Below are 20,789 nucleotides of genomic sequence, written 5' to 3' on the forward strand. Positions count from 1 at the left end.
CCTTGGCCGCCACAATCCGCTCAACCAGATCCTGAGCTGTCGCCCGGCCATGATTGAGCGGGGCTCGCGGCAGGTCGTGCAAACCTTCCGGGCCGAACTCCCGATAACGTCCGAGCCATTTGTAGCCGTTCTTGCGTGAGATCCCGTAGGCCGCACAAAGCGCAACCATCGTCTCATCCCCAGCAAGACACTCCACAACAAACCGTAGCCGCTCGTCCATGATGCCAGTCTCTCGCCAAACCATCGCCGGTCCTCCGGCGGACAAGAAAACTGTCACCCATGCTATCGGTCCATTCTGTTACCTATCTATCCGGTTCGGACACATCTCCCTTCTCCCCGTCGCTATACGGGGAGAAGGTGCCGGCAGGCGGATGAGGAGCAGCGCCAGCCTCTGAAATGATTGCCTTGTTGCCTAAGCCCTTGCGCCCTGTGCAGCGCGGCATACCTATAGAGGATACTGCCCACGCATATCTGCCAGGATGAAAGCATGCCCGTCGATCCCGTTTCCCCGCTCTTGCGCTCCGTCGTTGGCGTGCGCGCCATGGTTCCCGACGATGCCTTCACGGCCAATGCCCTGGGCACGCGCCGGGAAGGCAGCGGCGTCGTCATCCGCGGCGACGGGCTGGTGCTCACCATAGGCTATCTCATCACCGAGGCCGAGGAAGTCTGGCTGACCGACCAGGACGGCCGCGTCGTGCCGGCGCATGCGCTGGCCTATGACCAGGAGACAGGCTTCGGCCTGGTGCAGGCGCTGGCGCCGCTCGGCCTGCCGGCGGTGGCGCTGGGTGACGCCTCGAAGGCCAAGATCGGCGACCCCGTGGTGTTTGCCGACGGCACCGGCCGCTCGGTCAAGGCACACATCGTCACCAAGCAGGAATTCGCCGGCTATTGGGAATATCTGCTCGACGAGGCGATCTTCATTGCCCCGGCGCATCCGTCCTGGGGCGGCGCGGCGCTCATCGGCCAGGATGGCAGCCTGCTCGGCATCGGTTCGCTGCTTTTGCAGATGAGCCGCAACGGCGAGGTCGCCGACATCAACATGGTCGTGCCGATCAACCTTCTGACCCCGATCCTCGACGATCTGCTGACGCGCGGCCAGGTGGCGAAGCCGCCGCGCCCATGGCTCGGCGCCTTCTCGGCCGAGTCGAACGGTGCGGTCGTGGTGATGAGCGTCGCCGAAGGCGGCCCCGCCGCCAAGGCCGGCCTGCGCCAGGGCGACATCATCTCCGACGTGCGCGATGGCGAGGTCGACGGGCTCGCCGATTTCTACCGCAAGCTATGGCAGAATCCGGCGGGTTCGGAGATTCCTCTCAGGGTCGTGCGTGACGGTCGTGAGACTTGGCTGCGAGTGAAATCCGCCGACCGAAACAGCTTTTTGAAGAAACCGCATCTGCAGTGAAGCCAATCTCCCCCCAAGTGGGGGAGATGCCCGGCAGGGCAGAGGGGGCGCGAAGGATCGCGACCTCTCGATCTATTTTCTGACAAGAATCGCGGGATAAACGTGGCTGACACTGGCCGGTGCGTTGGCGGGACAGCGGCCCCCCTGCCGGCCATCTCCCCCACGAGGGGGGAGATTGGCTGCCCCCTCAATCCCCGCACACCCTAAAAGGCGTCCCCGTGTCCCACTCCGCGAAGGGCACGACCTGGCCTTCGACAGACACGATACTGTTCACCTTGCTATCATCATCCTGCGTCTGCATACTTTTGCCCTTGCCGGTCAGCACGTCGTAGTCGCAGCTGCTGTAGACGACAACGGACTGGTATTTGTAATGGTCATAGGCAACGCCGGCGACGACGAAGGCCTCGTTGCGCCAGGCGATGGTCAGCGTCATGTCGGTCCGCTCGCCGGGGCCGATCAGCCCCGGCAGATAGATCTTGATCGAGCCGTTGGGCAGCAAGGTCAACTCCGGTTCGATGCCGGAGCCCTCATAATGCGGCTGGTCGTAGTCGTTCCATTCGCCGTAGACCTGCTCATGCACGACGCCGGCGGGTTTCAGAAAATTGTACTTTTTGTCCCTCAGGAAGAAATGCATGTCCATGGTATCGTCTTCGGGCTCGGTCTCGACGATCATCGCCAGATCGGCGGCGCCGTCCCCATTGAAGTCGCCGGTCAGCGCGGTGATGATCTTCTGGGTTTCGATGGGTTCGGCGAGCGCCGAGGCCGGCAGCAGAAGGATGAGGCCGAGTAACATCGATCGCATGGCATTTCCCCCGAATTGCAGTCTGCCTTGCCCGGCTCGACCAGCCGGGAAACTGCCATGAGCGCCGGCTTGGGCGCAAGCCGGCTCGCAATAGGCCAGGGGGTATCGACGCCGCTGACGGAAACTGGCATCGACAGCCGATACAGCCGGCCCGGCAACAACGAGGTGATGATGGCGCCGTTCAAGGTCGATCCCGACAAGGTTCATGAATTCCCCGATCCCGACAGTTTTTACGCCTGGCTGCGCGAAAATCATGCCGGCGAGAGCGAGGTCTGGATCAAGGTCCACAAGGTCGGCTCGGGCCTCGCCTCGATCACGCCGAAGCAGGCCATCGACGTGGCGCTGTGCTTCGGCTGGATCGACGCCATACGCAAGCCGCTCGACGACAAGAGCTTTCTGCAGCGCTACACGCCGCGCGGCAAGAAGAGCATCTGGAGCAAGATCAACATCGACAATGTCGCCCGCCTGGTCGAGGAGGGCCGCATGACCGAACACGGGCTGAAACAGGTCGAGGCGGCCAAGGCCGACGGCCGCTGGGACCGCGCCTATGCCTCAGGCAAGGACATGAAGATCCCTGACGATCTGCAGGCCGCCATCGACGCCGAGCCGAAGGCGAAGGAGATGCTGGCAAAGCTTTCCGCCCAGAACCGGTTCGCGCTGGCGTTTCGAACGCACAACATGAAGACGGAGGCGGGGCGCAGGAAGAAGATCGAGGCTTTTGTCGAGATGCTGAAGCGCGGCGAGCCGATCTATCCGCAGAAGCGGTGAGGCGACGGCAAGCGGCTGCCATGGCGCGCGCAGCTAAAAACCCGCGTGTGAGGTTCTGGCCTCCCTTTCTCGGACATAACCTATTGTTTTTACGGTATTTTCCACTCGGCGTGTGGGTGATAGATGCGATAGTGGAAAAAACATAGCAACTTATTGTTAATTAAGAGTTTTCCACTATGTTAACTTGATCCTGGCTTAAGAGTGGAAAACGATGCTGAGAGAGTTGACCGGCGAGCAGCGGCGCCAACTCATAGATACGCAACAGGTCTACGAGGCCTGGCAGCGTGCTGATGACCAGCGCCAAAGGCGCTTTGCAGGCAGCATGCGCTGGGTTGAGCGCAGCGGTGCTGAATACCTGCTGCGGAAGGTCCGGCAGGTCGAGAATTCACTCGGGCCGAAAAGCAGCCAGACGGAGAAGGCGTTCGCTGCGTTTTCCGAGGGCAGGGTGCAGAACAAGGATCTGCTGGCAGGTCTGGCCGATCGCCTGAACGGCCTGGCGAAAGTCAATGTGGCAATGGGGTTGGGCAGGGTACCGGCCATCGCCGCACGGATATTGCGGCGGTGCGCCGAAACAGACCCGCTGGGCAAGCAGTTGCTGGTCGTCGGCACGAATGCGCTGTTCGCTTACGAGGCTCTGGCGGGCGTCCAGATCACCAGCGGTCTCACGGCAACCGGCGACATCGACCTGCTCTTCGATTCCCGACGCCGCATCAGCTTCGTGACCGGCGAGAGGGTAAGCCAGTCCGGCCTGATAGGCGTGTTGCGTAAAGTGGACAGGTCCTTCAAGCCGCTCCAGCCCCGGGCCTTCAGGGCAGCGAACCGTGATGGCTATCTGGTCGACCTGATCCGTCCGCGGGCAAGACATGTCCTCAAGGACAACGCCACTACCTCGATTACACAGCTTGCCGACGACCTCGACAGCGCACCCATGAAGGGGCTGCAATGGCTCATCAACGCCCCGAAGGTGGAGGCTGTGGCGATCGATGAGCGTGGCTATCCCGTAAGCATGCCGACGGTCGACCCTCGAATGTTCGCTCTGCACAAGGCTTGGCTGGCCACGCGGCCTGATCGGTCTGCGGTCAAGGCAATGAGAGATCGTGAACAGGCGGAAGCGGCTGCACGCATTGCCACGGGCTATCTTGCGCTTCCGCTGGACAGCGAGCATCTCAAAGGGCTTCCGGGGGCACTGCTGGACGCTGCGGCCGCAACGCTCTCTCTGCCTGGCCCGAGCGGCTTTTCCGAAGACTCTCCAATTGAGCCCGACTGGTAGCGGCCGCGCTAGCACGCCATGCTACGAAAATAGCATTCTCGCCTCGCGAAATGTGATGCTACGGTTCCCGGCGCACCCAGGGCGGAGGGGTTGCCAAGAGGAGAAGTGGCGGGCGCTGGCCCGGATTTCAGCGAGAACCGGACGGAGTTGTTGAACCATTGCAAGGCCGCCGCGTTTTCCAGCGTCGGCCACAAGGGAGGAACCACCTGTGAAAGCATCCTATCTCGTCTCAGCCGTGCTGCTTGCGGCGACTGCGATGCCGGCGGCGGCCGGCGAAATTTCCGACGGCAAGGTCAAGATCGGCATCCTCAACGACCAGTCGGGCGTCTATGCCGATTTCGGCGGCAAATGGTCGGTCGAGGCCGCCAGGATGGCGGTCGAGGATTTTGGCGGCAAGGTGCAGGGCGCGCCAATCGAGATCGTCAACGCCGATCACCAGAACAAGCCCGACATTGCCTCCAACATTGCGCGCCAGTGGTACGACACCGAGCAGGTCGACGCGATCATGGAACTGACGACATCCTCGGTGGCGCTCGCCGTCCAGGGGTTGTCCAAGGAAAAGAAGAAGATCGACATCGTTACCGGAGCGGCATCGGCCGACCTGACCGGCAAGCAATGCTCGCCCTACGGTTTCCACTGGGCTTACGATACCCACTCGCAGGCGGTCGGCACCGGCGGCGCGCTTGTGCAGCAGGGCGGCGACAGCTGGTATTTCATCACCGTCGACTATGCCTTCGGCTATTCGCTGAAGGAGCAGACCTCAAAGGTTGTTGAGGCAAGCGGCGGCAAAGTGCTGGGCGAGGTGCGTTACCCCTTGGGATCGACGGATTATTCCTCCTTCCTGCTGCAGGCGCAGTCCTCCGGCGCCAAGGTTATCGGCCTTGCCAATGCCGGCCTCGACACCTCCAATACCATCAAGCAGGCGGCCGAGTTCGGCATCGTCGCTGGCGGCCAGCGGCTGGCAGCACTTCTGTTCACGCTTGCCGAGGTGCACGGCCTCGGACTGCAGGCGGCGCAGGGCGTGGTGCTCACCGAAGGGTTTTACTGGGACCGCGACGACAAGAGCCGCGACTTCGCCGGGCGCTTCTTCAAGCGCACCAACCGCATGCCCAACATGATCCAGGCCGGCACCTATTCGGCGGTGCTGCAATATCTCAAGGCCATCGACAAGGCCGGCACCGACGAGACCGAGGCGGTCGCCAAGCAACTCCATGAAATGCCCGTCGACGACATCATCAACGCCAACGGCAAGGTACAGGCCGACGGCTCGATGGTGCACGACATGTATCTCTATCAGGTCAAAAAGCCCGAGGAGTCGAAGAAGGACTGGGACTACTACACCTACCTTGCGACCATTCCGGGCGACAAGGCCTTCATCAAGGCTGAAGACAGCGGCTGCCCGCTCGTCACCAAGTGACGCTGGCGCAAGCCGTGGCCGTCCAGCCGGACGGTGCCGAAATCAAGCCGCGGGTGGTGCTCTCCGCCCGCGGCCTGCGGCGCGATTTTGCCGGTTTCGTCGCCGTCAACAATGTCGACCTCGACGTCCATCACGGCCAGATCCATGCACTGATCGGGCCGAACGGCGCCGGCAAGACGACGATCTTCAACCTCTTGACCAAGTTCCTGCAGCCGAGCAGCGGCAGGATCGAACTGTTGGGCAACGACATCACCCGCACCGCGCCGGCCAGGGTGGCGCGCATGGGTCTCGTCCGCTCGTTCCAGATATCGGCGATCTTTCCGCATCTGAGCGTGCTCGACAATGTCCGCGTCGCCTTGCAGCGGCCGAGCGGGCTCGGCTTCCAGTTCTGGCGCTCGCTGGCCGCGCTTGACCAACTGACTCCACGGGCGCGCGAACTGCTTGCCGTCGTCGGTCTCGACGATGTCGCGCATCGTCCGGCCGGCGATCTCTCCTATGGCCGAAAGCGCGTGCTCGAGATCGCCACCACGCTGGCGCTCGACCCGAAAGTGCTGCTGCTCGACGAGCCGATGGCCGGCATGGGGCACGAGGATGTCGGCGTCATTTCCGGCATCATCCGCTCGCTGGCAACGGACCGCGCCGTGCTGATGGTCGAGCACAATCTCACCGTCGTCGCCGACCTCTGCGACTGGATCACCGTCATGCAGCGCGGCCAGGTGCTCGCCGCCGGCGACTACGCGACGGTGAGCAACGATGAGCGCGTCAGGGTCGCCTACATGGGGACCGAGCAGGGGGACCGAGCATGAGTGAGCCGCTGCTTGCCGTGCGCGATCTCCATGCCTGGTATGGCGAGGGCCATGCGCTGCATGGCGTCAACCTCGACGTTTTTCGCGGTGAGACCGTGACGCTGCTCGGCCGCAACGGCGTCGGCAAGACCACAACGCTGCGCGCCATCATGGGGCTGGTCCGCAAGCGCAGCGGCAGCGTCGCCTTCGATGGCAGCGACCTGATGCGCCTGCCGCTGCATCGTGTTGCCCATCGCGGCATCGGCTTCGTGCCGGAGGAACGCGGCATCTTCGCCACGCTCACCGTCGACGAGAACCTGATCCTGCCGCCGGTGGTGGCCAAGGGCGGCATGAGCGTCGACGAGATCTTCGATCTCTTTCCCAACCTCAAGGAGCGCCGCAACAGCCCCGGCACCAAACTCTCCGGCGGCGAACAGCAGATGCTGGCCATCGCCCGCATCCTGCGGACGGGCGTGCAGATGCTGCTGCTCGACGAGCCGACCGAGGGCCTGGCGCCGGTCATCGTCCAGCGCATCGGCGAACTGCTGGCGACCTTGAAAAAGCGCGGCATGACCATCCTGCTCGTCGAGCAGAATTTCCGCTTCGCCGCCCGCATCGCCGACCGCTTCTACCTGATGGAGCACGGCAAGGTGGTGGAGGGTTTTGCCGTAAGCGAGCTTGCCGCTCACACGCAACAGCTGCACGAGGTGTTGGGGGTATGATGACGACAGCCCACGGCAGTACCCCCAACCCGCTGCTGCGCAGCGACCCTCCCCATAAGGGGGAGGGTGGAGGGCCACCGCCCTACCTCCCCCTTGTGGGGAGGTCGGACCGAAGGTCCGGGTGGGGGTACGTGCCGCACAGACGCATCCCCCTTGCAACACCATCGGTGACGCCATGACCATGATCTTCGGCATCCCCGTCCAGGCCTTGCTCGGCCAGATGCTGGTCGGGCTGATCAACGGCTCCTTCTACGCCATGCTGAGCCTCGGCCTGGCCGTCATCTTCGGCCTGCTGCGGATCATCAATTTCGCCCATGGCGCACTCTATATGCTCGGCGCCTTCATCGGTTACCTGCTGCTCGTCCATCTCGGCATCGGCTACTGGCCGGCGCTGCTCCTGGTGCCGCTCATCGTCGGCGTCTTCGGCATGGCGGTCGAGCGCGTGGCGCTGTCGCGGCTCTACCGCCTGGATCCGCTCTACGGGCTGCTGTTCACCTTCGGACTGGCGCTGGTCATCGAAGGCGTGTTCCGTTTCTACTACGGTGTGTCAGGCAACCCATATGCCGTTCCGGCGCAGCTTGCCGGCGGCACCAATCTCGGCTTCATGTTCCTGCCCAACTATCGCGGCTGGGTGGTGGTGGCCTCGCTCATTATCTGCATCGGCACCTGGCTCCTGATCGAAAAGACCAGGCTCGGCTCCTATCTGCGCGCCGCGACCGAGAATCCGGAGCTGGTGCAGGCCTTCGGCGTCAACGTGCCGCTGCTGCTGACGCTCACCTATGGGCTCGGCGCGGCGCTCGCCGGCCTTGCCGGTATTCTCGCCGCGCCCGTCTACCAGGTCAGTCCGCTGATGGGCTCCGATATCATCATCGTCGTCTTTGCCGTCGTCGTGGTCGGCGGCATGGGTTCGATCCTCGGGGCCATCGTCACCGGCTATATGCTCGGCCTCGCCGAGGGCCTGACCAAGGTGTTCTATCCCGAGGCGTCGAACCTCGTCGTCTTCGTCATCATGGCGGTCGTGCTGCTCCTGCGCCCCGCCGGCCTGTTCGGAAGGGACGCCTGAGATGAGCGAGGCAACCCTTCACCAACAGCGCACCGCCGCCTCCGTGCGGCTGGAGCGGGTATTGCTGGCATTGGCCATACTGGCGCTGATAGCCGCGCCCTTCTTCGTCTATCCGATCTTCCTGATGAAGATGCTGTGCTTCGCGCTGTTTGCCTGCGCCTTCAACCTGCTGCTCGGCTACACCGGGCTGTTGTCGTTCGGCCACGCCACCTTCTACGGCGCCGCCGCCTATTTCTGCGCCTACGCCGTCAAGGCATGGGGCTGGCCGCCCGAGGCCGGCATCCTGCTCGGCACCGCCGGAGCGGCCGTGCTCGGCCTGGTCATGGGCTTCCTCGCCATCCGCCGGCAAGGCATCTATTTCTCGATGATCACGCTGGCGCTGGCGCAGATGTTTTATTTCTTCTGTGTCCAGGCGCCGTTCACCGAAGGCGAGGACGGCATACAGGGCGTGCCGCGCGGGCATCTGTTCGGCATCGTCGATCTCAACGTCACGCTCAACATGTATTTCGTCGTGCTTGCCGTCTTCCTCATCGGCGTCTTCGCCGTCTGGCGCATCGTCAACTCGCCGTTCGGCATGATCCTGCGTTCGATCCGCGAGAACGAGAACCGCGCCATCTCGCTGGGCTATTCGGTCGGCCGCTACAAGCTCGTCGCCTTCGTCATGTCGGCAGCCCTTGCCGGGCTTGCCGGCGCGACCAAGGCGATCGTCTTCCAGTTCGCGACGCTGACCGACGTCACCTGGCAGATGTCGGGCGAGGTGATCCTGATGACGCTGCTCGGCGGCATCGGCACCATGGTCGGTCCTGTCGTCGGCGCCGGCCTCGTCGTCGGGCTGGAAAACACGCTCGCCACCTCCGGCTTCCCGGTGACCATCGCCACCGGCCTGATCTTCATGATCTGCGTGCTGGTCTTTCGCCGCGGCATCGTCGGCGAGATTTACGCGCGCTGGCTGGCGCCGGCCAACGGCGAGGCGGGCCGCGATCAATAGGTGATGGTCACCACCACCGTGTCGGTGTAGACGCCGGCCGAGGGCGTCGTCTGCGGCGGCACGCGGCCATAGACGGTGAGCGCCTGGGCCGTACCGGTTCCGGTGCCGGCCACCGTGCTTCCCGGCGTTCCGGCGTCACCCCAGGGCTGCGAGCGCGCGGCGTCCTTGTAGAGGCCGTAGGTCACCCGCTCAGCCCCCTTTGACATCTTTCGGTTGGTCGGCGTGCCGCCTGTCGTGCCGCCATTCAGCGACACCGTATAGGCGGTCGACGGCGTGCAGGTGACCGAGACCTGGCCGGTGGCGTCGGCATTGGCGGTGAGCACGCCCTTGGAGCCGAAATCGATGTTCTGGGTGGTGACCAGGCAGTTTGCCTGGACCGTGGCGTTGATGGTGAAGGTCGGATCGGGCGCCGTCAGACCGAAGCCGGTGTTGCAGCTGTTGCCGAGCAGGTCGTTCTGGTAGCGAAACTCGACGTGGATGCCCGAAAATATCGACTGATAGGTGCCCGGCGGAACCGCTGACTGGCCGCCGGTCACCCGAGCGTAGATCGTGGCGCTGCCGGATGCATTGCCGATGAGAATGGGCACCAACACCTGCGGCGGCGGGCGCGATGCATAGGCCCAGGTATAGGAACCCCACACGACGCTCATTCCGGGGTCTGAATAGAGCTGGTAGTTAAGGCTGTTGGCGCCGCTCGCCATCTGCCTGGCTGCCGCCGAGGTAGCACCCCCACTGCCGGCGCCGATATGCGGACAGAACAGGATGCGCACCACGCCGCCGGTGCAATTCATGTTGAGTGTCGCCGTCGCGGTGGCTGCGGTGGCCGACAGCGTGTCGATGAGACCGAAATTCATGTCGGTGACGGTACCGGTGCAGCTCTGCGCCCGGGCCAGCGACGGCAGCAGTACGAGGATTATAACGACTGCAGCGCGCATCATTTGGCCTGGGATTTTCATTGGCACACCACATCCTTGATCGTCACTTGCCGGCCTCGCACCGCTTCGAACGGGAAATCCGCTCGGCACGAGCTGCCGTCCGCCAGACCGACCACCACCGCATTCTGCTTGCCGAGGCCCTTGATGTAGGCCTGCCCATCATAGCCGACGACGAAATCTTCCGTGCCGCCGTCGACGCGGCCGGCAAGCCCGGCTTCGAGCGGCGTGCCGCTCGGGTCGACCAGCGTCACCAGCGCGGCCTGCGCCGCCTCCGACACGCCGAACTTCAGCACGACGCCGTTGCGGTCGGCCGGAACGACAGTCTCCTTGGTGGTCGGAATATCGGCGTCGACGGGCAGGTTCTTCGGGTCTATCGACACCGTGTTCGGCTCATAGGAATTCAGCCCGGTGACCAGGATGCGGCCTTTGCTGTCGGTCTTCCCCACCGGCCGGTTCTGATGCAGGACCTCGACGTCCGGCGTGCCGACATCGACGACGGCAAAGGCATCGTCGATGCGGTTGGTGGCGAACACACCGCCGCCTGCGACCGCAATGGCGCCGTCCATCTGTCCGGTCACGCGAAAGTCCTTGTCGAATTGCTGGGCGCCGGCCTCGAAACGCGCAAACGGCGCGCGGTAGCTGACCGCTGCCGAACGATTGGGGACCTCGCCCTCCGAGGTGCGCAGCCGCCAGCCGATGCTGCCGTCCTCGGCCCGCTCCGATTTGGCGAGGTCGGCCACGATATTGAGGCCGTCAGGCCCATGCTCGACACCCGTCGACGCCATGACGTCGTCATTGAACGGGATCGAAATCCCCGCAAAGATGCCATAACTGTCGCCGTCGTCGAGATCGGCGAAGGCCGTGGCATAGAGCGTGCTGCGCTTGAAGATCGCCTGACTATAGGAGAGGCCGACGATCTGGCTGGTCTCGCCTTCGGCATCCTTGAGGTGGGTATAGGAGAAGTTGAGGCTGGAGAAATCGATCGGCATCGGCACGCTGAGCGTCACCTGGTCGACCGCCCGCGGCACACCGGCGCTGAAACGGGTGAAATCATCGGGATCGAGTATGACCGGCTGTGCCGTCACCGAAGCGATGTCATCATAGCCGCCGAACGCCCGCTGCATGCGGGCATTGACCGCCCAGCCGTCATAACCGAACTCGGCCCTGGCATCGACCAGCGAACCGGTGCGCCCGTCATGATGGCTGCCGGCGACTGCCAGCGAAGCCGCGCCATATGCCCCGAGCGGGAAGGCAGCGCCTATGCCGCCATTGATCAGGTCGGCGCCGCCCTCGGCATGGGCTTCCAATGTCAGCCGGTCGGTCACGCCGTAACGCGCCGTGGCGACCCCCATGACGCGGCCGTCGTAATCGTCGGAGGAGATGCCGAAATTGCGCCGCGCCATCCCTGCCTCCACGGAAAAGTCGAGCAGTCCCTGGCGCAGCAGCATGCTGGAGGCATAGAATGGCAAGGTGGCCGTGGTCTCGCGGCCGAGGCTGTCGCGCAACACCACCTGCGCCTGTCCGGCGCCGGTGAACACCGGCAGGTTGGTGACCTGGAACGGCCCGGGCTGGATGTCGCCGGAATAGGTGCGCACGTTCTGCGTATAGACCTCCAGCGTCGACGGCACCGCCGCGGTGCCGGCGAAGGAGGGCAGGGGCAGCGTCACCAGGTCCGATCGCAGGTGGAAGTTGCGTTGCGCCTGGATACCGCCGAGATAGACCGGACGCGTCCACGACAATCCGCCGGAGATGAAGTCGCCGGCTCGGTAGGTCATCAGCCGGTCGGGGTCGGAATAGCTCCAGGTCGTATTGAGCCGGGTGAAGCCACCCAGCCTGCCGTCGGAATAGCCGGCGATGAAGGATTGGCTGAGCGTCCCGTAGGGGCTGAACACGCGCGCATCGAAACCGCCGGAAACGCCCTGGAACAGCTCGACGTCCTTGTCGAACAATGAGTTGGAGCTGGCAAACAGCGAATAGTTGAGAACCGCGCCCAAGCCCGACTGCGGCGCCGGCCGGTCCTCCTGCAAGCGTAAGCCGAGATCGACGATGCGCGCCTCTCGGCTGTCATCGGCCGCCGTGACATAGAGGCGCTGCGTGGCCTCGTCGACCTGAAACGACACGTCCGCCAGCTGGTCGAGCCTGACCAGGCCGCCGGCGTCGGCTACGCCCTCCGGCGGCTTCAGGCCGACCCCTTTCAGCTCTTCCGGAGTCGCCGCCAGGCCGCCGCCCGGCATTTCGGTGAAATTGCCGATCAGTTTCGTCGAGGCGTCGTTGATGAACACCTCCAGATAGAGGCTGCGGCCGGCTGGCAAAACGGATTCAGGCTCTTCAGGGTTCGTCACGGCCGGCAGCTCTTGCGAGTTCACTGCCGGGCAAGGTGTGAAAGTCGCGAGCGCGACGACAATCGCGGTGCTAGCGGCCCTTGACGGCAACTTTGGCATCGAAAGGTCCAAGATCGCTCTGTGCCTTCAAAAGCACCGAGCCCGCGGACAGTGATTTGCTGCTGCCGATCGGCCACTGCATGGTGGCGCCGCCCAGGACATAACCGACGAGTCCGTTTCGGCTGCCAAGCTTCTTGCCGTTCTGGGTCAGGGATAGGTTGGACAGGCGGAGGCGACTTTCGCCGCTGTTGCTGGCGGTCAGCACAAGGCCGCCGCCCTTGCGCGAAATGCTCCACGCAACTGCCGGCGCCGCTGCATCGGCATTGCGGAAAAACACCGGCACCGAATAGCGAAGCGCGAGCGCGACCGTACCGGCCTTCTTGCGTGAGGGGTCCGGCAGTTCGTCGACGATGACGCGGTAGCTTTCCTCGGCCCGCACCGGCGCCTTCGACACGCGCACGACGCGAACCACGTATTGGGCATTGGGTCCGAGTTTGGTCGATGGTGGGCTGGCGACCACGTCCGTGGTCGGCGTCAGCGTTTCGATGCCGCCGGCCTGGCTCCATGCGAAGACCCGGATCTGCACATTGATCGGCCGCTTGGCGTCATCGTTGGCGAGGTTGAGAACCGCCGCGCTGTCGGGAGCGATCAGTTCGAGGCCTGTCGGCGCTACTCTCAGCGAGGCAGCGTGTGACGTCCCGGCGCAGAGCAATAAAAGAGCCGTGGCGCCAATGCATGAAAGCATGGATCGCATGGTCTTCCTCGTAATTGGTGCCGATAATCAGTAGGTTAGGGTGACCTGAACGATGTCCGCATAGTCGCCCGCCACCGGTGTCGGCTGGATCGGAACGCGCCCGTAGACCGTGAGGCTCTGGACGCTGCCATTGCCGGTTCCCGCTTGCGTGTCGGTGCCGGATGTGATGCCCCAGACCTGCGCATGGCCGCCATCCTGGTAAAGACTATAGTTGACCACCGCTGCGCCCGGCCCGGTCATCTTGCGACTCCCGACGGTTGTGCCCGCGCCATTGCCGAGACCCAGACCCACGACGTAGGTCTGTCCGGCGGTGCATTGCACGCCAATGGTGCTGGTCTGGTCCACATTGGTATCAATGATACCGTGCGAACCGAAAATAAGATCGCTAGCCGTCAGGATCTTGCATTCGTTTGTGATCGTGATCTTCACGTTAAAGTTGGTGGTCAAGACGGTGGAGGTCGCGGGAAGGGTTGCAAGCAGCGACCCACCCAGCAGCAGCGCGTATTTTAGCAATCTCATGCGATGGCCCTCCGTCGGGGCAGATCGTTCTTCGCAAAACGGTCTTGACCCGGATTTCACCCCTACAGCTCCTCCGCTGCATGCTTCGCAAGACATCAACGGTACAGTAATGTCACAAGCGAACTGTGCAATTATTATTACAACTTAGATTCGGATTGCGACAGCGAATAACTTCGGTATGTATCGGATAATTTTGGTTAATATTTGGTTAACAGAGATAAAATGGACATTTTTCCAAAGTGAAAGTTCCTCTGTCGATAATTTATTTTAGTTCTCGTGCGGAAAAGGCGAAAATATCCGGCAAATCATCTTAATTTTGTAGAGTCTCACCTGCCGTCCTTTATTATCGATATTTCGCGGCGTGCACCGGCGCCAAGCAGCCATCGCCATATAGCCGCGCGGGTGGGCTGTTCCCGCCTGTCCAAGCCTTGCGATCATGCTGACAGGGCCGCATTCGCCAAAACCGTGTTCCGCCCGGCCCAAGCATGGCCGTCCCGGCTGAGATAAATCCACCGCCGTCGGATCGCGGCTATGCGAATCATTCTTGCCACGCTGACCCCGATTTCTTCGGCGGCGCATCGGCCGGACGGGAGATGCGCCTGTTGTCCCTTGGAGCCATGATCGTACGGCCGGTAGCCGCGCGGACCGGCTGCCAGACGTCAGAAAAGGAAGATCGATGAAGAAGACCTATGAAAAGCCAAAGCTCGAAAAGCGCCAGAAGCTGTCGCGCGTGACGGCTGTCGCCGGCCCATCAGTGACCAGTGAGAGCTGACGCCGTCGACCGGCATCGAACCACCAGCGGACAAGGAGAGCAGTCATGGATCAGCATGCGAACCCGTCACCCGGCTTCAGGCGCAATCCGGGCAAGGTGATCACCGTCGAGCCCTTCAACGGGCGTGTCGTCGTGTTTGCAAGCGGCAACATCATCGCTTCCTCGGCAAAAGCCAAAATGGTGACCGAGCCGCCCCATCCCTTCTCCTTCTACATCCCGTTCGAGGACATCGACTTCCGCAAGCTCAAGAAGACGGAGCGGTCGACGCTGTGCCCCTACAAGGGTGACGCCAGCTACTGGAACGTGCTGCCGGCGGGTGAAACCGGCAACGACGCGATGTGGGCCTATGAGCAGCCTTTCGACGAGATGACTGAAATTCGCGACCACGGCGCCTTCTACCCACACCGGGTCACCATCGACGCCGCGCCGCGCTGAGCGCCTCATGCCTGTCGCCCAAAAGTGCCCAGCGTTTTTGGAGCCGACGACAGGCATGAACAGAGGAATTTTTCAGATCAGCCAAAGCTGTCCTCACCCGGGGGCGCAGCGGTTTTGCGGCAACGGCATGCCGAAACGAAGACAAAAGGTCATGGACGAAAAGCAGAGAGCAATTCTCGACGAAATCCCGCGCCTGCGCCGCTATGCGCGCTCGCTGCTGCGCGACCGCGATTCCGCCGACGATCTCGTCCAGGACTGCCTGGAGCGGGCGCTGCTGCGGCTGGACAACTGGCAGACGGGAGAGAGCCCGCGAAAATGGCTGTTCACGATCATGCATCATCTGTTCATCGACCAGATGCGCAAGGTGAACCGGCGAGGCGAGGCCTCGATGCTGCCGCTGGAGGCCGGCGAGGTGCAGGCCTCTCCCGCCGACCAGCTGGAGAATGTCGCGGCCCGCGAGATCATCGACGCGCTGCAGGCGATCAGCCCCGACCGCCGTGCCGCGCTGACCATGGTCGCCATCGAGGGCTTCTCCTATGCCGAGGCCGCCGAGATGCTCGGCGTGCCGGCCGGCACGCTGATGTCGCGCATCGCGCGCGGCCGTGAGGAACTGCGCGGCCTGCTCGAGGACAATGCGCGCCGCCGCGCGATAAGGATCGTCGAGCCAGGCCCGGGCAGGGCGGTTCCAATCAGGGCGCCAATGGCATGACGAGCCCCAATCGCATGATGACGCCTTACGGCATGGTCCGGCACGATTGCAGGCCTTGTCCGCACTGTGGGCGCGGCGCACCCGGTAACGCTTTCTTCTCTGCTTGCGTGCATAGTGGCGGCGACGGAGTGAGCGAAACCAGGGCATGGCTGAAGAGAAAATACGCAACGGCGAATTCTGGGCGCTTGCGCTCGAACGCGCTCATCTCGGCGTATGGGACTGGGATATTTTGAGCGGCGACTGTTTCTATTCGCCAACCTGGTCGCACATGCTGGGTTATGAGGATGGCGAGCTTGCCAACAGCGACGACCTCTGGCTGAAGCTGACGCATCCCGACGACCGCGAGCGGGCGCTGGCCAGCGGAGAGCGGCACATTTCCGGCCTGACCGCCTCGATCGAGACCGAGCTACGCCTCAAGCACAAGGACGGCCACTGGATCTGGGTGCTGGACCGCGGCGGCATTGTCGAGCGTGACGAGACGGGCAGGCCGGTCAGGCTGATGGGCGTACAGACCGACATCAGCCGGCAGAAAGAGGCGGAAGCCGAACTGGAGCGGGTCAATGTGCGCTTTCGCCTGGCGCTGGCGGCCAGCGGCACCGGCATCTGGCATCACGATATCGACGCCAACAAGAGCTATTGGGACGCCCGCACCAGGGAGATATTCGGCCTGGTCGCCGACACCGACGAGGTGGCCGCCGACCTCTGGCATTCCTATCTGCACCCCGACGACAAGGATGCCGCAGAGCGCGCCCATCTGGCGCCGCTTTCGACCGACGGCGTCGTCGCCGCGCAATACCGCATCGTCAGGCGCGACGGCGAAATCCGCCATGTCGAATCGCTGGTGCGCTTCATCGCGGCGCCTGAGACAGCGGGCCAGATTCTCGGCACCGTGCGCGATATCACCGAGGACAAGAAACGCGAGCGGGAACTCGCCTACGCCGCTCACCACGATGCGCTGACGGGCCTCTTGAACCGTGCCGCCTTCGACCGGCTGCTGGCCGTGCACATCGCCACCGAGCGGGCTTTGCCGCTGGCGGTGTTTTACGTCGATCTCGACTACTTCAAGGCGCTCAACGACTTCGCCGGCCACGCCGCCGGCGACCTGGCGCTGAAGGGTGTGGCCGCCGGTATTCTGGGCTGCCTGCCGGCATCGGCGCGTGCCGCGCGCCTCGGCGGCGACGAGTTCGCGCTGCTGGTGCCCAATTGCCAATCGGCCAAGGCCGAGGCGCTGGCCGGCGCGATTCTTGCGGCGGTCCGTGACGCCGACCTCGGACTGCCGGCGACCTCGCGAAAACTCGCGGCCAGCATCGGCATCGCCTTCGTCGAGGACACCACCACCACGGTTGCCGATGCGTTGGCCTGCGCCGACGACGCCTGCTATGCCGCCAAGGCGGCCGGGCGCAATCGCTTCGCGGTGTTTTCGGCCGATGCGGCGTCGGGCTCCGGCGGCCTCAACGCGGCGCGTGTCGCCGCCGACACGGTCGACGCCATGGATGACGGGCGGCTGAAACTGTTCGGCCAGGAAATCCATCTGCTCGGCCAGCCCTGGCAGGAGAGCCGCCACGTCGAGGTGCTGGCGCGGCTTGCCGGGCGCAATGGCAAGCTGATCCCGCCCAACGAATTCATTCCGGTCGCCGAGCGCTTCGGCATTGCCTCGCGGCTGGACCGCTGGATCATCAGGACAGCGCTTTCGCAGCATGGCGCGGCGATGCGGTCAGGCGCCATCATGCTCGGCTTCAACCTGTCGGCGCAGACGCTGAGCGATCCGCTGCTATGGGATTTCGTCGACGCCGTCATCGCCGAGACCGGGGCGCCGCATTCCGGCATCGGCTTCGAGATCACCGAGACCGCGGCCGTCACCAATTTCGACGCCGCCGAGCAGTTCGTGCGCAAGGCGCGCGAGCGGCAATGCCGCGTCAGCCTCGACGATTTCGGCGCCGGCATGAGCTCGTTCGAATATTTGCGGCGCTTTCCGGTCGATCAGATCAAGATCGACGGCTCGTTCATCGAGAATATCGCGGAAAGCCGTTTCGACCGCGAGATCGTCTCGGCCATAGCGGGCATCGCCAAAAGTCTCGGCTGCGCGGTGGTGGCCGAAAAGATCGAGCAGCAGGAAGCGCTCGACATTCTGCGCGGCATGGGCGTGGCCTATGGCCAGGGTTTTCTGCTTCACCGGCCGGAGCCGCTCGAGGCGATCGTCACGCGGGCCGGCGAACAGTCACCGGCCAGCGGACAGTCGCCGGAAAAGCGCTTCGGCTGACGGCTCTCATCGCCTCGGGCTCGCGCGACTTGTCCGGCTAACCGGCGTCGGCCTTTTCCTGCTTTCGCTGCGCCGCCTCTTTCTTGCGGCGCAACACCTCATCTGTACCGACAAGGTCCTTCGAGCCGCCGGAAATGGCGGTCGAGACGACGGCGGGCGGATCGCTGGCCGGAAAACTGTCTTCGAGGCCTGATTGCAACTGCTCCTCGAGCGTCTGCGGGTTCTCGGAGCGGCCTTCGGCGCGGCGCTCGCCAACGGCTTCGACATCGCTCTTGGTGTCGGGGTGAGCGCGGGCTTCCGATATCGTCGACACCACCAGCTCGATTGCGAACTCTTTCATCGCCTCGGCTTGCGGCCCATCGACATCGGAGTCTTCGATCAGCCGGATGAGCGACTTTTCCAGGGCGCCCAGTTCCTTGACGCCCTGACACCGCGCCAGACGCTTGGTGAGCGAACCGATCAGCGCCGGGGCAAAGGTCGAATAGGCAAGCCTGCGTGTGTCGTCGACCTGCTCGGGATGAAGCTTTTGCAAGGACATAGATGCCTCCAGTCAATCAGCCGGGCAGCTTCTGCCGCTGGCCCCTCCTTAGGAAACAGAGGGGAGGGCAAGAGGTTCCATACAGTCCTCGACAGGGTCGACGAGTTCAACTCCACAGCGACGCCATGGTCAGCGACGCTTCGAATATCTGCTCCCTGTTCTCGTTCAGCATCTTGACGGTGATCCGCCGGTGGTCGCCCTCCGGAATCTCGTCGCGCGCCACATCGTGCAATATGCGCAGCGCTTCGGCTCCCGCACGCTCCCGGCTGGGAAAAAGCTGCCCCTCTTCATCAATCTGGGTCTCGGCGTTGTACAAGTCGAAGTAGAACCGTTCCATGTGTGCAAGGATCCCTGCGTGAGAACGCTAAGGCGCATCGCGGTTGAAAGGACGCAGGCGACGCGCTTCAGGTCTGTGTTTTTATGCATGTCGTTGTCTCAAAATCGGGGCCATTTTTGAGCGACATGGATTAAATCCCAACCCGCACCCATGGTTCCATGCGACTGTGTCCTGAGCAGATTTCCTGCCAGGAGCCGTCGCCGTGCCGGCCGATTGCAACCGCACCCGATCTCCGGCGTTTGGCTAGGCCACGAATGTCCACGAAATCTCGAACTGGATCCTCGATGCTAGAACCGCTTTATCTCAACCTTGGCCAGCATGACGCTTTGTCCGAGCAGGAAAAGGGGCTGCTGGCCGCCGCCATGACCATCGAGATGGATTTTGCCACTGGCCAGGACATCGTTTCCGAGGGGTCGAGGCCAGGCTACAGCACGCTCATCATCGAGGGATTGGCGGCGCGCTACAAAGTGCTGGAGGATGGCGGCCGCCAGTTCACCTCGTTGCAGGTGCCCGGCGATTTTGTCGATTTGCACGCCTTCCTGCTCAAGACAATGGACCATGGCATTATAGCTTTGTCGCCATGCCGGGTGATCGCCGCCGACCACAGTCGGCTAAGGACGATCACCGAACAGGCGCCTCATCTGAGCCGCTTGCTGTGGCTGGACACGCTCGTCGATGGCGCCATTCACCGGGAATGGATCGTGGCCATGGGCCGGCGGTCCAAGACGTCGCACCTGGCGCATCTGGTGTGCGAGCTGTTCGTCCGGCTCCAGGTGGTCAAGCAGACCAACGGCATGAGTTTCCGGCTTCCTCTGTCGCAGGCGGAACTGGCCGATGTGCTTGGGCTTTCGGTGGTCCACATGAACCGGGTCATCGGTGCGCTGCGCAAGATCGGTGTGATCGGCTGGGCGAATTACATGGTGACCATTCTGGACTGGCAGCAGCTGGTGGAAATCGCCGAGTTCGACCCGACTTATCTCAGCATGAACCGCGAGCCGAGATAGGCCATCCGGCGTTCGCCATGACATCGCCGGCAATCCGTCAGCCGGTCTTTCAACGATGCCCATCCAGCGACGCCAATTCGTCGAGCATGGCAAGGGCGGCACTTGGCTTGGCCGGCTTCAGCAAGCCCTGTTGGGCGGCGGCATTCTGGAAAGCGGCAAAGGCGATGTCCGGGCGGCAAATGCCGTTCAACGCGTCGTCCACCAGCCTGTCGGCCGCCTTGTAGGCCGCCGTCTGCTTGTTCTTCCATGTTCCGCCTAGCGCCCTCCTGGCGTCGGCGATCGACGACACCGTCATCGCGCTGCCGTCCACGAATCTGATCGTCAGGGGCAGAAAACGGCTCATGCGCTCACCATCCAAACCATTCGCGCCTCGCCCGGATGGATCTCATCACTTGCCTCCTTGAAAACGGGATCGCCATAAACGAGGAAATCACAAACTGGTTGCAGCCCGGCGAGCTACATGTTGCTTGCCGGCCAGATCGGCCGATGCGGACGATAAGGCGGCCGCGGCGCCGGCTTCAACGGGATGTCGGCGAGCGAGTTGCGGATCGGCCTGAACAGTATCGGCGAAGACGCGGCGCGGCGGTGCAATACCGCGGCTGACAATTTGGCAATCAGATTTCGAACGTCCATGGGACACCTCGAGCGCGTTGAGAGTCCCCCCATCGCGATCACCTACCACCTCACGCCCAGCATCCGCATTTAACTTTGATATAGGCCGGACGAATACGCGCCGCGCGCAATGTCTGCCGCCGAGATTCTGCCGATCCTCGGCGGCTATTGAGCGGCGTCGCCAGGCTGGCGGTCACGCATCCGAGCAGCGACGTCGCGGACGCTGCTGCAACCGGATGAATTTTCGTGCATTCTTGTGCATGGCCACAATGCTTCGAACTGACACGCCGGCAAAATGCTGCTCCTATTGCGGTTCGCG

22 protein-coding genes are annotated in these 20,789 nt (G+C 63.4%); 12 read left to right on the forward strand and 10 right to left on the reverse strand.

The window, feature by feature from the left end; genetic code table 11:
* Window positions 1–244: helix-turn-helix domain-containing protein (locus NKI46_RS21785; protein WP_352747879.1), on the reverse strand; the 244-nt coding region annotated here is incomplete at its 3' end.
* Between the two features lie 243 nt (window positions 245–487).
* Between NKI46_RS21785 and NKI46_RS21790 the strand changes: the two genes are divergently transcribed.
* Entirely contained in the window at window positions 488–1,399 is a 912-nt protein-coding gene (locus NKI46_RS21790; protein WP_023740033.1) for a S1C family serine protease, read from the forward strand.
* 187 nt (window positions 1,400–1,586) lie between these two features.
* Here NKI46_RS21790 and NKI46_RS21795 read toward each other — a convergent pair whose 3' ends face one another.
* Window positions 1,587–2,201 carry a hypothetical protein gene (locus NKI46_RS21795; RefSeq protein ID WP_023715162.1) on the reverse strand — a complete coding sequence of 205 codons (615 nt, stop codon included), beginning with the start codon at window positions 2,199–2,201 and terminating at the stop codon, window positions 1,587–1,589.
* Window positions 2,202–2,372: 171 nt separating this feature from the next.
* Between NKI46_RS21795 and NKI46_RS21800 the strand changes: the two genes are divergently transcribed.
* From NKI46_RS21800 to NKI46_RS21830, 7 genes are all read left to right on the forward strand, one after another.
* Window positions 2,373–2,969: a YdeI/OmpD-associated family protein gene (locus tag NKI46_RS21800; protein ID WP_023743926.1), complete on the forward strand. Its 597-nt coding sequence runs from the start codon at window positions 2,373–2,375 to the stop codon at window positions 2,967–2,969.
* Window positions 2,970–3,180: 211 nt separating this feature from the next.
* A complete protein-coding gene (locus NKI46_RS21805; RefSeq protein WP_023685929.1) occupies window positions 3,181–4,239 on the forward strand; it encodes a GSU2403 family nucleotidyltransferase fold protein in 1,059 nt (352 codons plus the stop codon).
* Window positions 4,240–4,447: 208 nt separating this feature from the next.
* Window positions 4,448–5,656, forward strand: a complete 1,209-nt coding sequence (locus NKI46_RS21810; protein WP_023685930.1) for an ABC transporter substrate-binding protein — start codon at window positions 4,448–4,450, stop codon at window positions 5,654–5,656.
* A 14-nt stretch (window positions 5,657–5,670) separates the two neighbouring features.
* On the forward strand, window positions 5,671–6,462 hold the full coding sequence (locus NKI46_RS21815; RefSeq protein ID WP_352460554.1) for an ABC transporter ATP-binding protein: 792 nt from the start codon (window positions 5,671–5,673) through the stop codon (window positions 6,460–6,462).
* A complete protein-coding gene (locus NKI46_RS21820; protein ID WP_023671422.1) occupies window positions 6,459–7,163 on the forward strand; it encodes an ABC transporter ATP-binding protein in 705 nt (234 codons plus the stop codon). Before NKI46_RS21815 ends, NKI46_RS21820 begins: the two co-directional genes overlap by 4 nt.
* A 175-nt stretch (window positions 7,164–7,338) precedes the next feature.
* Window positions 7,339–8,226 carry a branched-chain amino acid ABC transporter permease gene (locus NKI46_RS21825; protein WP_023671423.1) on the forward strand — a complete coding sequence of 296 codons (888 nt, stop codon included), beginning with the start codon at window positions 7,339–7,341 and terminating at the stop codon, window positions 8,224–8,226.
* A gap of 1 nt (window position 8,227) precedes the next feature.
* The gene (locus tag NKI46_RS21830; protein ID WP_023671424.1) at window positions 8,228–9,214 is read left to right on the forward strand and encodes a branched-chain amino acid ABC transporter permease; all 987 of its coding nucleotides are present in this window, start codon (window positions 8,228–8,230) and stop codon (window positions 9,212–9,214) included.
* Here NKI46_RS21830 and NKI46_RS21835 read toward each other — a convergent pair.
* Genes NKI46_RS21835 through NKI46_RS21850 form a run of 4 tightly spaced genes read right to left on the reverse strand, consistent with a single transcriptional unit; the run spans window position 9,208 to window position 13,803 of the window.
* The gene (locus NKI46_RS21835) at window positions 9,208–10,152 is read right to left on the reverse strand and encodes a Csu type fimbrial protein (protein WP_352460555.1); all 945 of its coding nucleotides are present in this window, start codon (window positions 10,150–10,152) and stop codon (window positions 9,208–9,210) included. The genes NKI46_RS21830 and NKI46_RS21835 overlap by 7 nt on opposite strands.
* A 14-nt stretch (window positions 10,153–10,166) precedes the next feature.
* The gene (locus tag NKI46_RS21840; protein WP_352460556.1) at window positions 10,167–12,590 is read right to left on the reverse strand and encodes a fimbria/pilus outer membrane usher protein; all 2,424 of its coding nucleotides are present in this window, start codon (window positions 12,588–12,590) and stop codon (window positions 10,167–10,169) included.
* The gene (locus tag NKI46_RS21845; protein ID WP_031215130.1) at window positions 12,562–13,284 is read right to left on the reverse strand and encodes a fimbrial biogenesis chaperone; all 723 of its coding nucleotides are present in this window, start codon (window positions 13,282–13,284) and stop codon (window positions 12,562–12,564) included. The genes NKI46_RS21840 and NKI46_RS21845 overlap by 29 nt, the downstream gene beginning before the upstream one ends.
* Window positions 13,285–13,311: 27 nt before the next feature.
* Window positions 13,312–13,803, reverse strand: a complete 492-nt coding sequence (locus tag NKI46_RS21850; RefSeq protein WP_023671429.1) for a Csu type fimbrial protein — start codon at window positions 13,801–13,803, stop codon at window positions 13,312–13,314.
* Between the two features lie 817 nt (window positions 13,804–14,620).
* Between NKI46_RS21850 and NKI46_RS21855 the strand changes: the two genes are divergently transcribed.
* The 3 genes from NKI46_RS21855 (at window position 14,621) to NKI46_RS21865 (ending at window position 17,979) form a co-directional block, all read left to right on the forward strand.
* A complete protein-coding gene (locus NKI46_RS21855; RefSeq protein WP_023740028.1) occupies window positions 14,621–15,010 on the forward strand; it encodes a DUF427 domain-containing protein in 390 nt (129 codons plus the stop codon).
* A 151-nt stretch (window positions 15,011–15,161) separates the two neighbouring features.
* Window positions 15,162–15,719 carry an RNA polymerase sigma factor gene (locus NKI46_RS21860; RefSeq protein WP_023693751.1) on the forward strand — a complete coding sequence of 186 codons (558 nt, stop codon included), beginning with the start codon at window positions 15,162–15,164 and terminating at the stop codon, window positions 15,717–15,719.
* A 145-nt stretch (window positions 15,720–15,864) separates the two neighbouring features.
* Window positions 15,865–17,979: an EAL domain-containing protein gene (locus tag NKI46_RS21865; protein ID WP_352747884.1), complete on the forward strand. Its 2,115-nt coding sequence runs from the start codon at window positions 15,865–15,867 to the stop codon at window positions 17,977–17,979.
* 37 nt (window positions 17,980–18,016) lie between these two features.
* On the opposite strand, the gene NKI46_RS21870 is transcribed toward NKI46_RS21865, so the two are convergent.
* Together NKI46_RS21870 and NKI46_RS21875 are read right to left on the reverse strand one after the other, a co-directional pair.
* Window positions 18,017–18,517: a hypothetical protein gene (locus NKI46_RS21870; protein ID WP_023685942.1), complete on the reverse strand. Its 501-nt coding sequence runs from the start codon at window positions 18,515–18,517 to the stop codon at window positions 18,017–18,019.
* A gap of 106 nt (window positions 18,518–18,623) precedes the next feature.
* Window positions 18,624–18,854, reverse strand: a complete 231-nt coding sequence (locus NKI46_RS21875; RefSeq protein WP_023671435.1) for a DUF6894 family protein — start codon at window positions 18,852–18,854, stop codon at window positions 18,624–18,626.
* Between the two features lie 284 nt (window positions 18,855–19,138).
* On the opposite strand from NKI46_RS21875, the gene NKI46_RS21880 reads away from it, so the two are divergent.
* On the forward strand, window positions 19,139–19,858 hold the full coding sequence (locus NKI46_RS21880; protein ID WP_023671436.1) for a Crp/Fnr family transcriptional regulator: 720 nt from the start codon (window positions 19,139–19,141) through the stop codon (window positions 19,856–19,858).
* 49 nt (window positions 19,859–19,907) lie between these two features.
* On the opposite strand, the gene NKI46_RS21885 is transcribed toward NKI46_RS21880, so the two are convergent.
* Entirely contained in the window at window positions 19,908–20,201 is a 294-nt protein-coding gene (locus NKI46_RS21885; RefSeq protein WP_023685943.1) for a DUF982 domain-containing protein, read from the reverse strand.
* Between the two features lie 113 nt (window positions 20,202–20,314).
* Window positions 20,315–20,491, reverse strand: coding sequence for a hypothetical protein (locus tag NKI46_RS21890; RefSeq protein ID WP_023671438.1), 177 nt, complete (start codon window positions 20,489–20,491; stop codon window positions 20,315–20,317).
* Window positions 20,492–20,789: the final 298 nt, after the last annotated feature.

It is taken from the genome of Mesorhizobium sp. M0615 (assembly GCF_040320805.1).
Taxonomy (GTDB): domain Bacteria; phylum Pseudomonadota; class Alphaproteobacteria; order Rhizobiales; family Rhizobiaceae; genus Mesorhizobium.

Coding starts and splice junctions, on each gene's coding strand:
- NKI46_RS21790 (WP_023740033.1), top strand. CDS start 488: ATGCCCGTCGATCCCGTTTCCCCGCTCTTGCGCTCCGTCGTTGGCGTG.
- NKI46_RS21795 (WP_023715162.1), bottom strand. CDS start 2,201: ATGCGATCGATGTTACTCGGCCTCATCCTTCTGCTGCCGGCCTCGGCG.
- NKI46_RS21800 (WP_023743926.1), top strand. CDS start 2,373: ATGGCGCCGTTCAAGGTCGATCCCGACAAGGTTCATGAATTCCCCGAT.
- NKI46_RS21805 (WP_023685929.1), top strand. CDS start 3,181: ATGCTGAGAGAGTTGACCGGCGAGCAGCGGCGCCAACTCATAGATACG.
- NKI46_RS21820 (WP_023671422.1), top strand. CDS start 6,459: ATGAGTGAGCCGCTGCTTGCCGTGCGCGATCTCCATGCCTGGTATGGC.
- NKI46_RS21825 (WP_023671423.1), top strand. CDS start 7,339: ATGACCATGATCTTCGGCATCCCCGTCCAGGCCTTGCTCGGCCAGATG.
- NKI46_RS21830 (WP_023671424.1), top strand. CDS start 8,228: ATGAGCGAGGCAACCCTTCACCAACAGCGCACCGCCGCCTCCGTGCGG.
- NKI46_RS21835 (WP_352460555.1), bottom strand. CDS start 10,152: ATGATGCGCGCTGCAGTCGTTATAATCCTCGTACTGCTGCCGTCGCTG.
- NKI46_RS21840 (WP_352460556.1), bottom strand. CDS start 12,590: ATGCCAAAGTTGCCGTCAAGGGCCGCTAGCACCGCGATTGTCGTCGCG.
- NKI46_RS21845 (WP_031215130.1), bottom strand. CDS start 13,284: ATGCGATCCATGCTTTCATGCATTGGCGCCACGGCTCTTTTATTGCTC.
- NKI46_RS21850 (WP_023671429.1), bottom strand. CDS start 13,803: ATGAGATTGCTAAAATACGCGCTGCTGCTGGGTGGGTCGCTGCTTGCA.
- NKI46_RS21855 (WP_023740028.1), top strand. CDS start 14,621: ATGGATCAGCATGCGAACCCGTCACCCGGCTTCAGGCGCAATCCGGGC.
- NKI46_RS21860 (WP_023693751.1), top strand. CDS start 15,162: ATGGACGAAAAGCAGAGAGCAATTCTCGACGAAATCCCGCGCCTGCGC.
- NKI46_RS21865 (WP_352747884.1), top strand. CDS start 15,865: ATGGCTGAAGAGAAAATACGCAACGGCGAATTCTGGGCGCTTGCGCTC.
- NKI46_RS21870 (WP_023685942.1), bottom strand. CDS start 18,517: ATGTCCTTGCAAAAGCTTCATCCCGAGCAGGTCGACGACACACGCAGG.
- NKI46_RS21875 (WP_023671435.1), bottom strand. CDS start 18,854: ATGGAACGGTTCTACTTCGACTTGTACAACGCCGAGACCCAGATTGAT.
- NKI46_RS21880 (WP_023671436.1), top strand. CDS start 19,139: ATGCTAGAACCGCTTTATCTCAACCTTGGCCAGCATGACGCTTTGTCC.
- NKI46_RS21885 (WP_023685943.1), bottom strand. CDS start 20,201: ATGAGCCGTTTTCTGCCCCTGACGATCAGATTCGTGGACGGCAGCGCG.
- NKI46_RS21890 (WP_023671438.1), bottom strand. CDS start 20,491: ATGGACGTTCGAAATCTGATTGCCAAATTGTCAGCCGCGGTATTGCAC.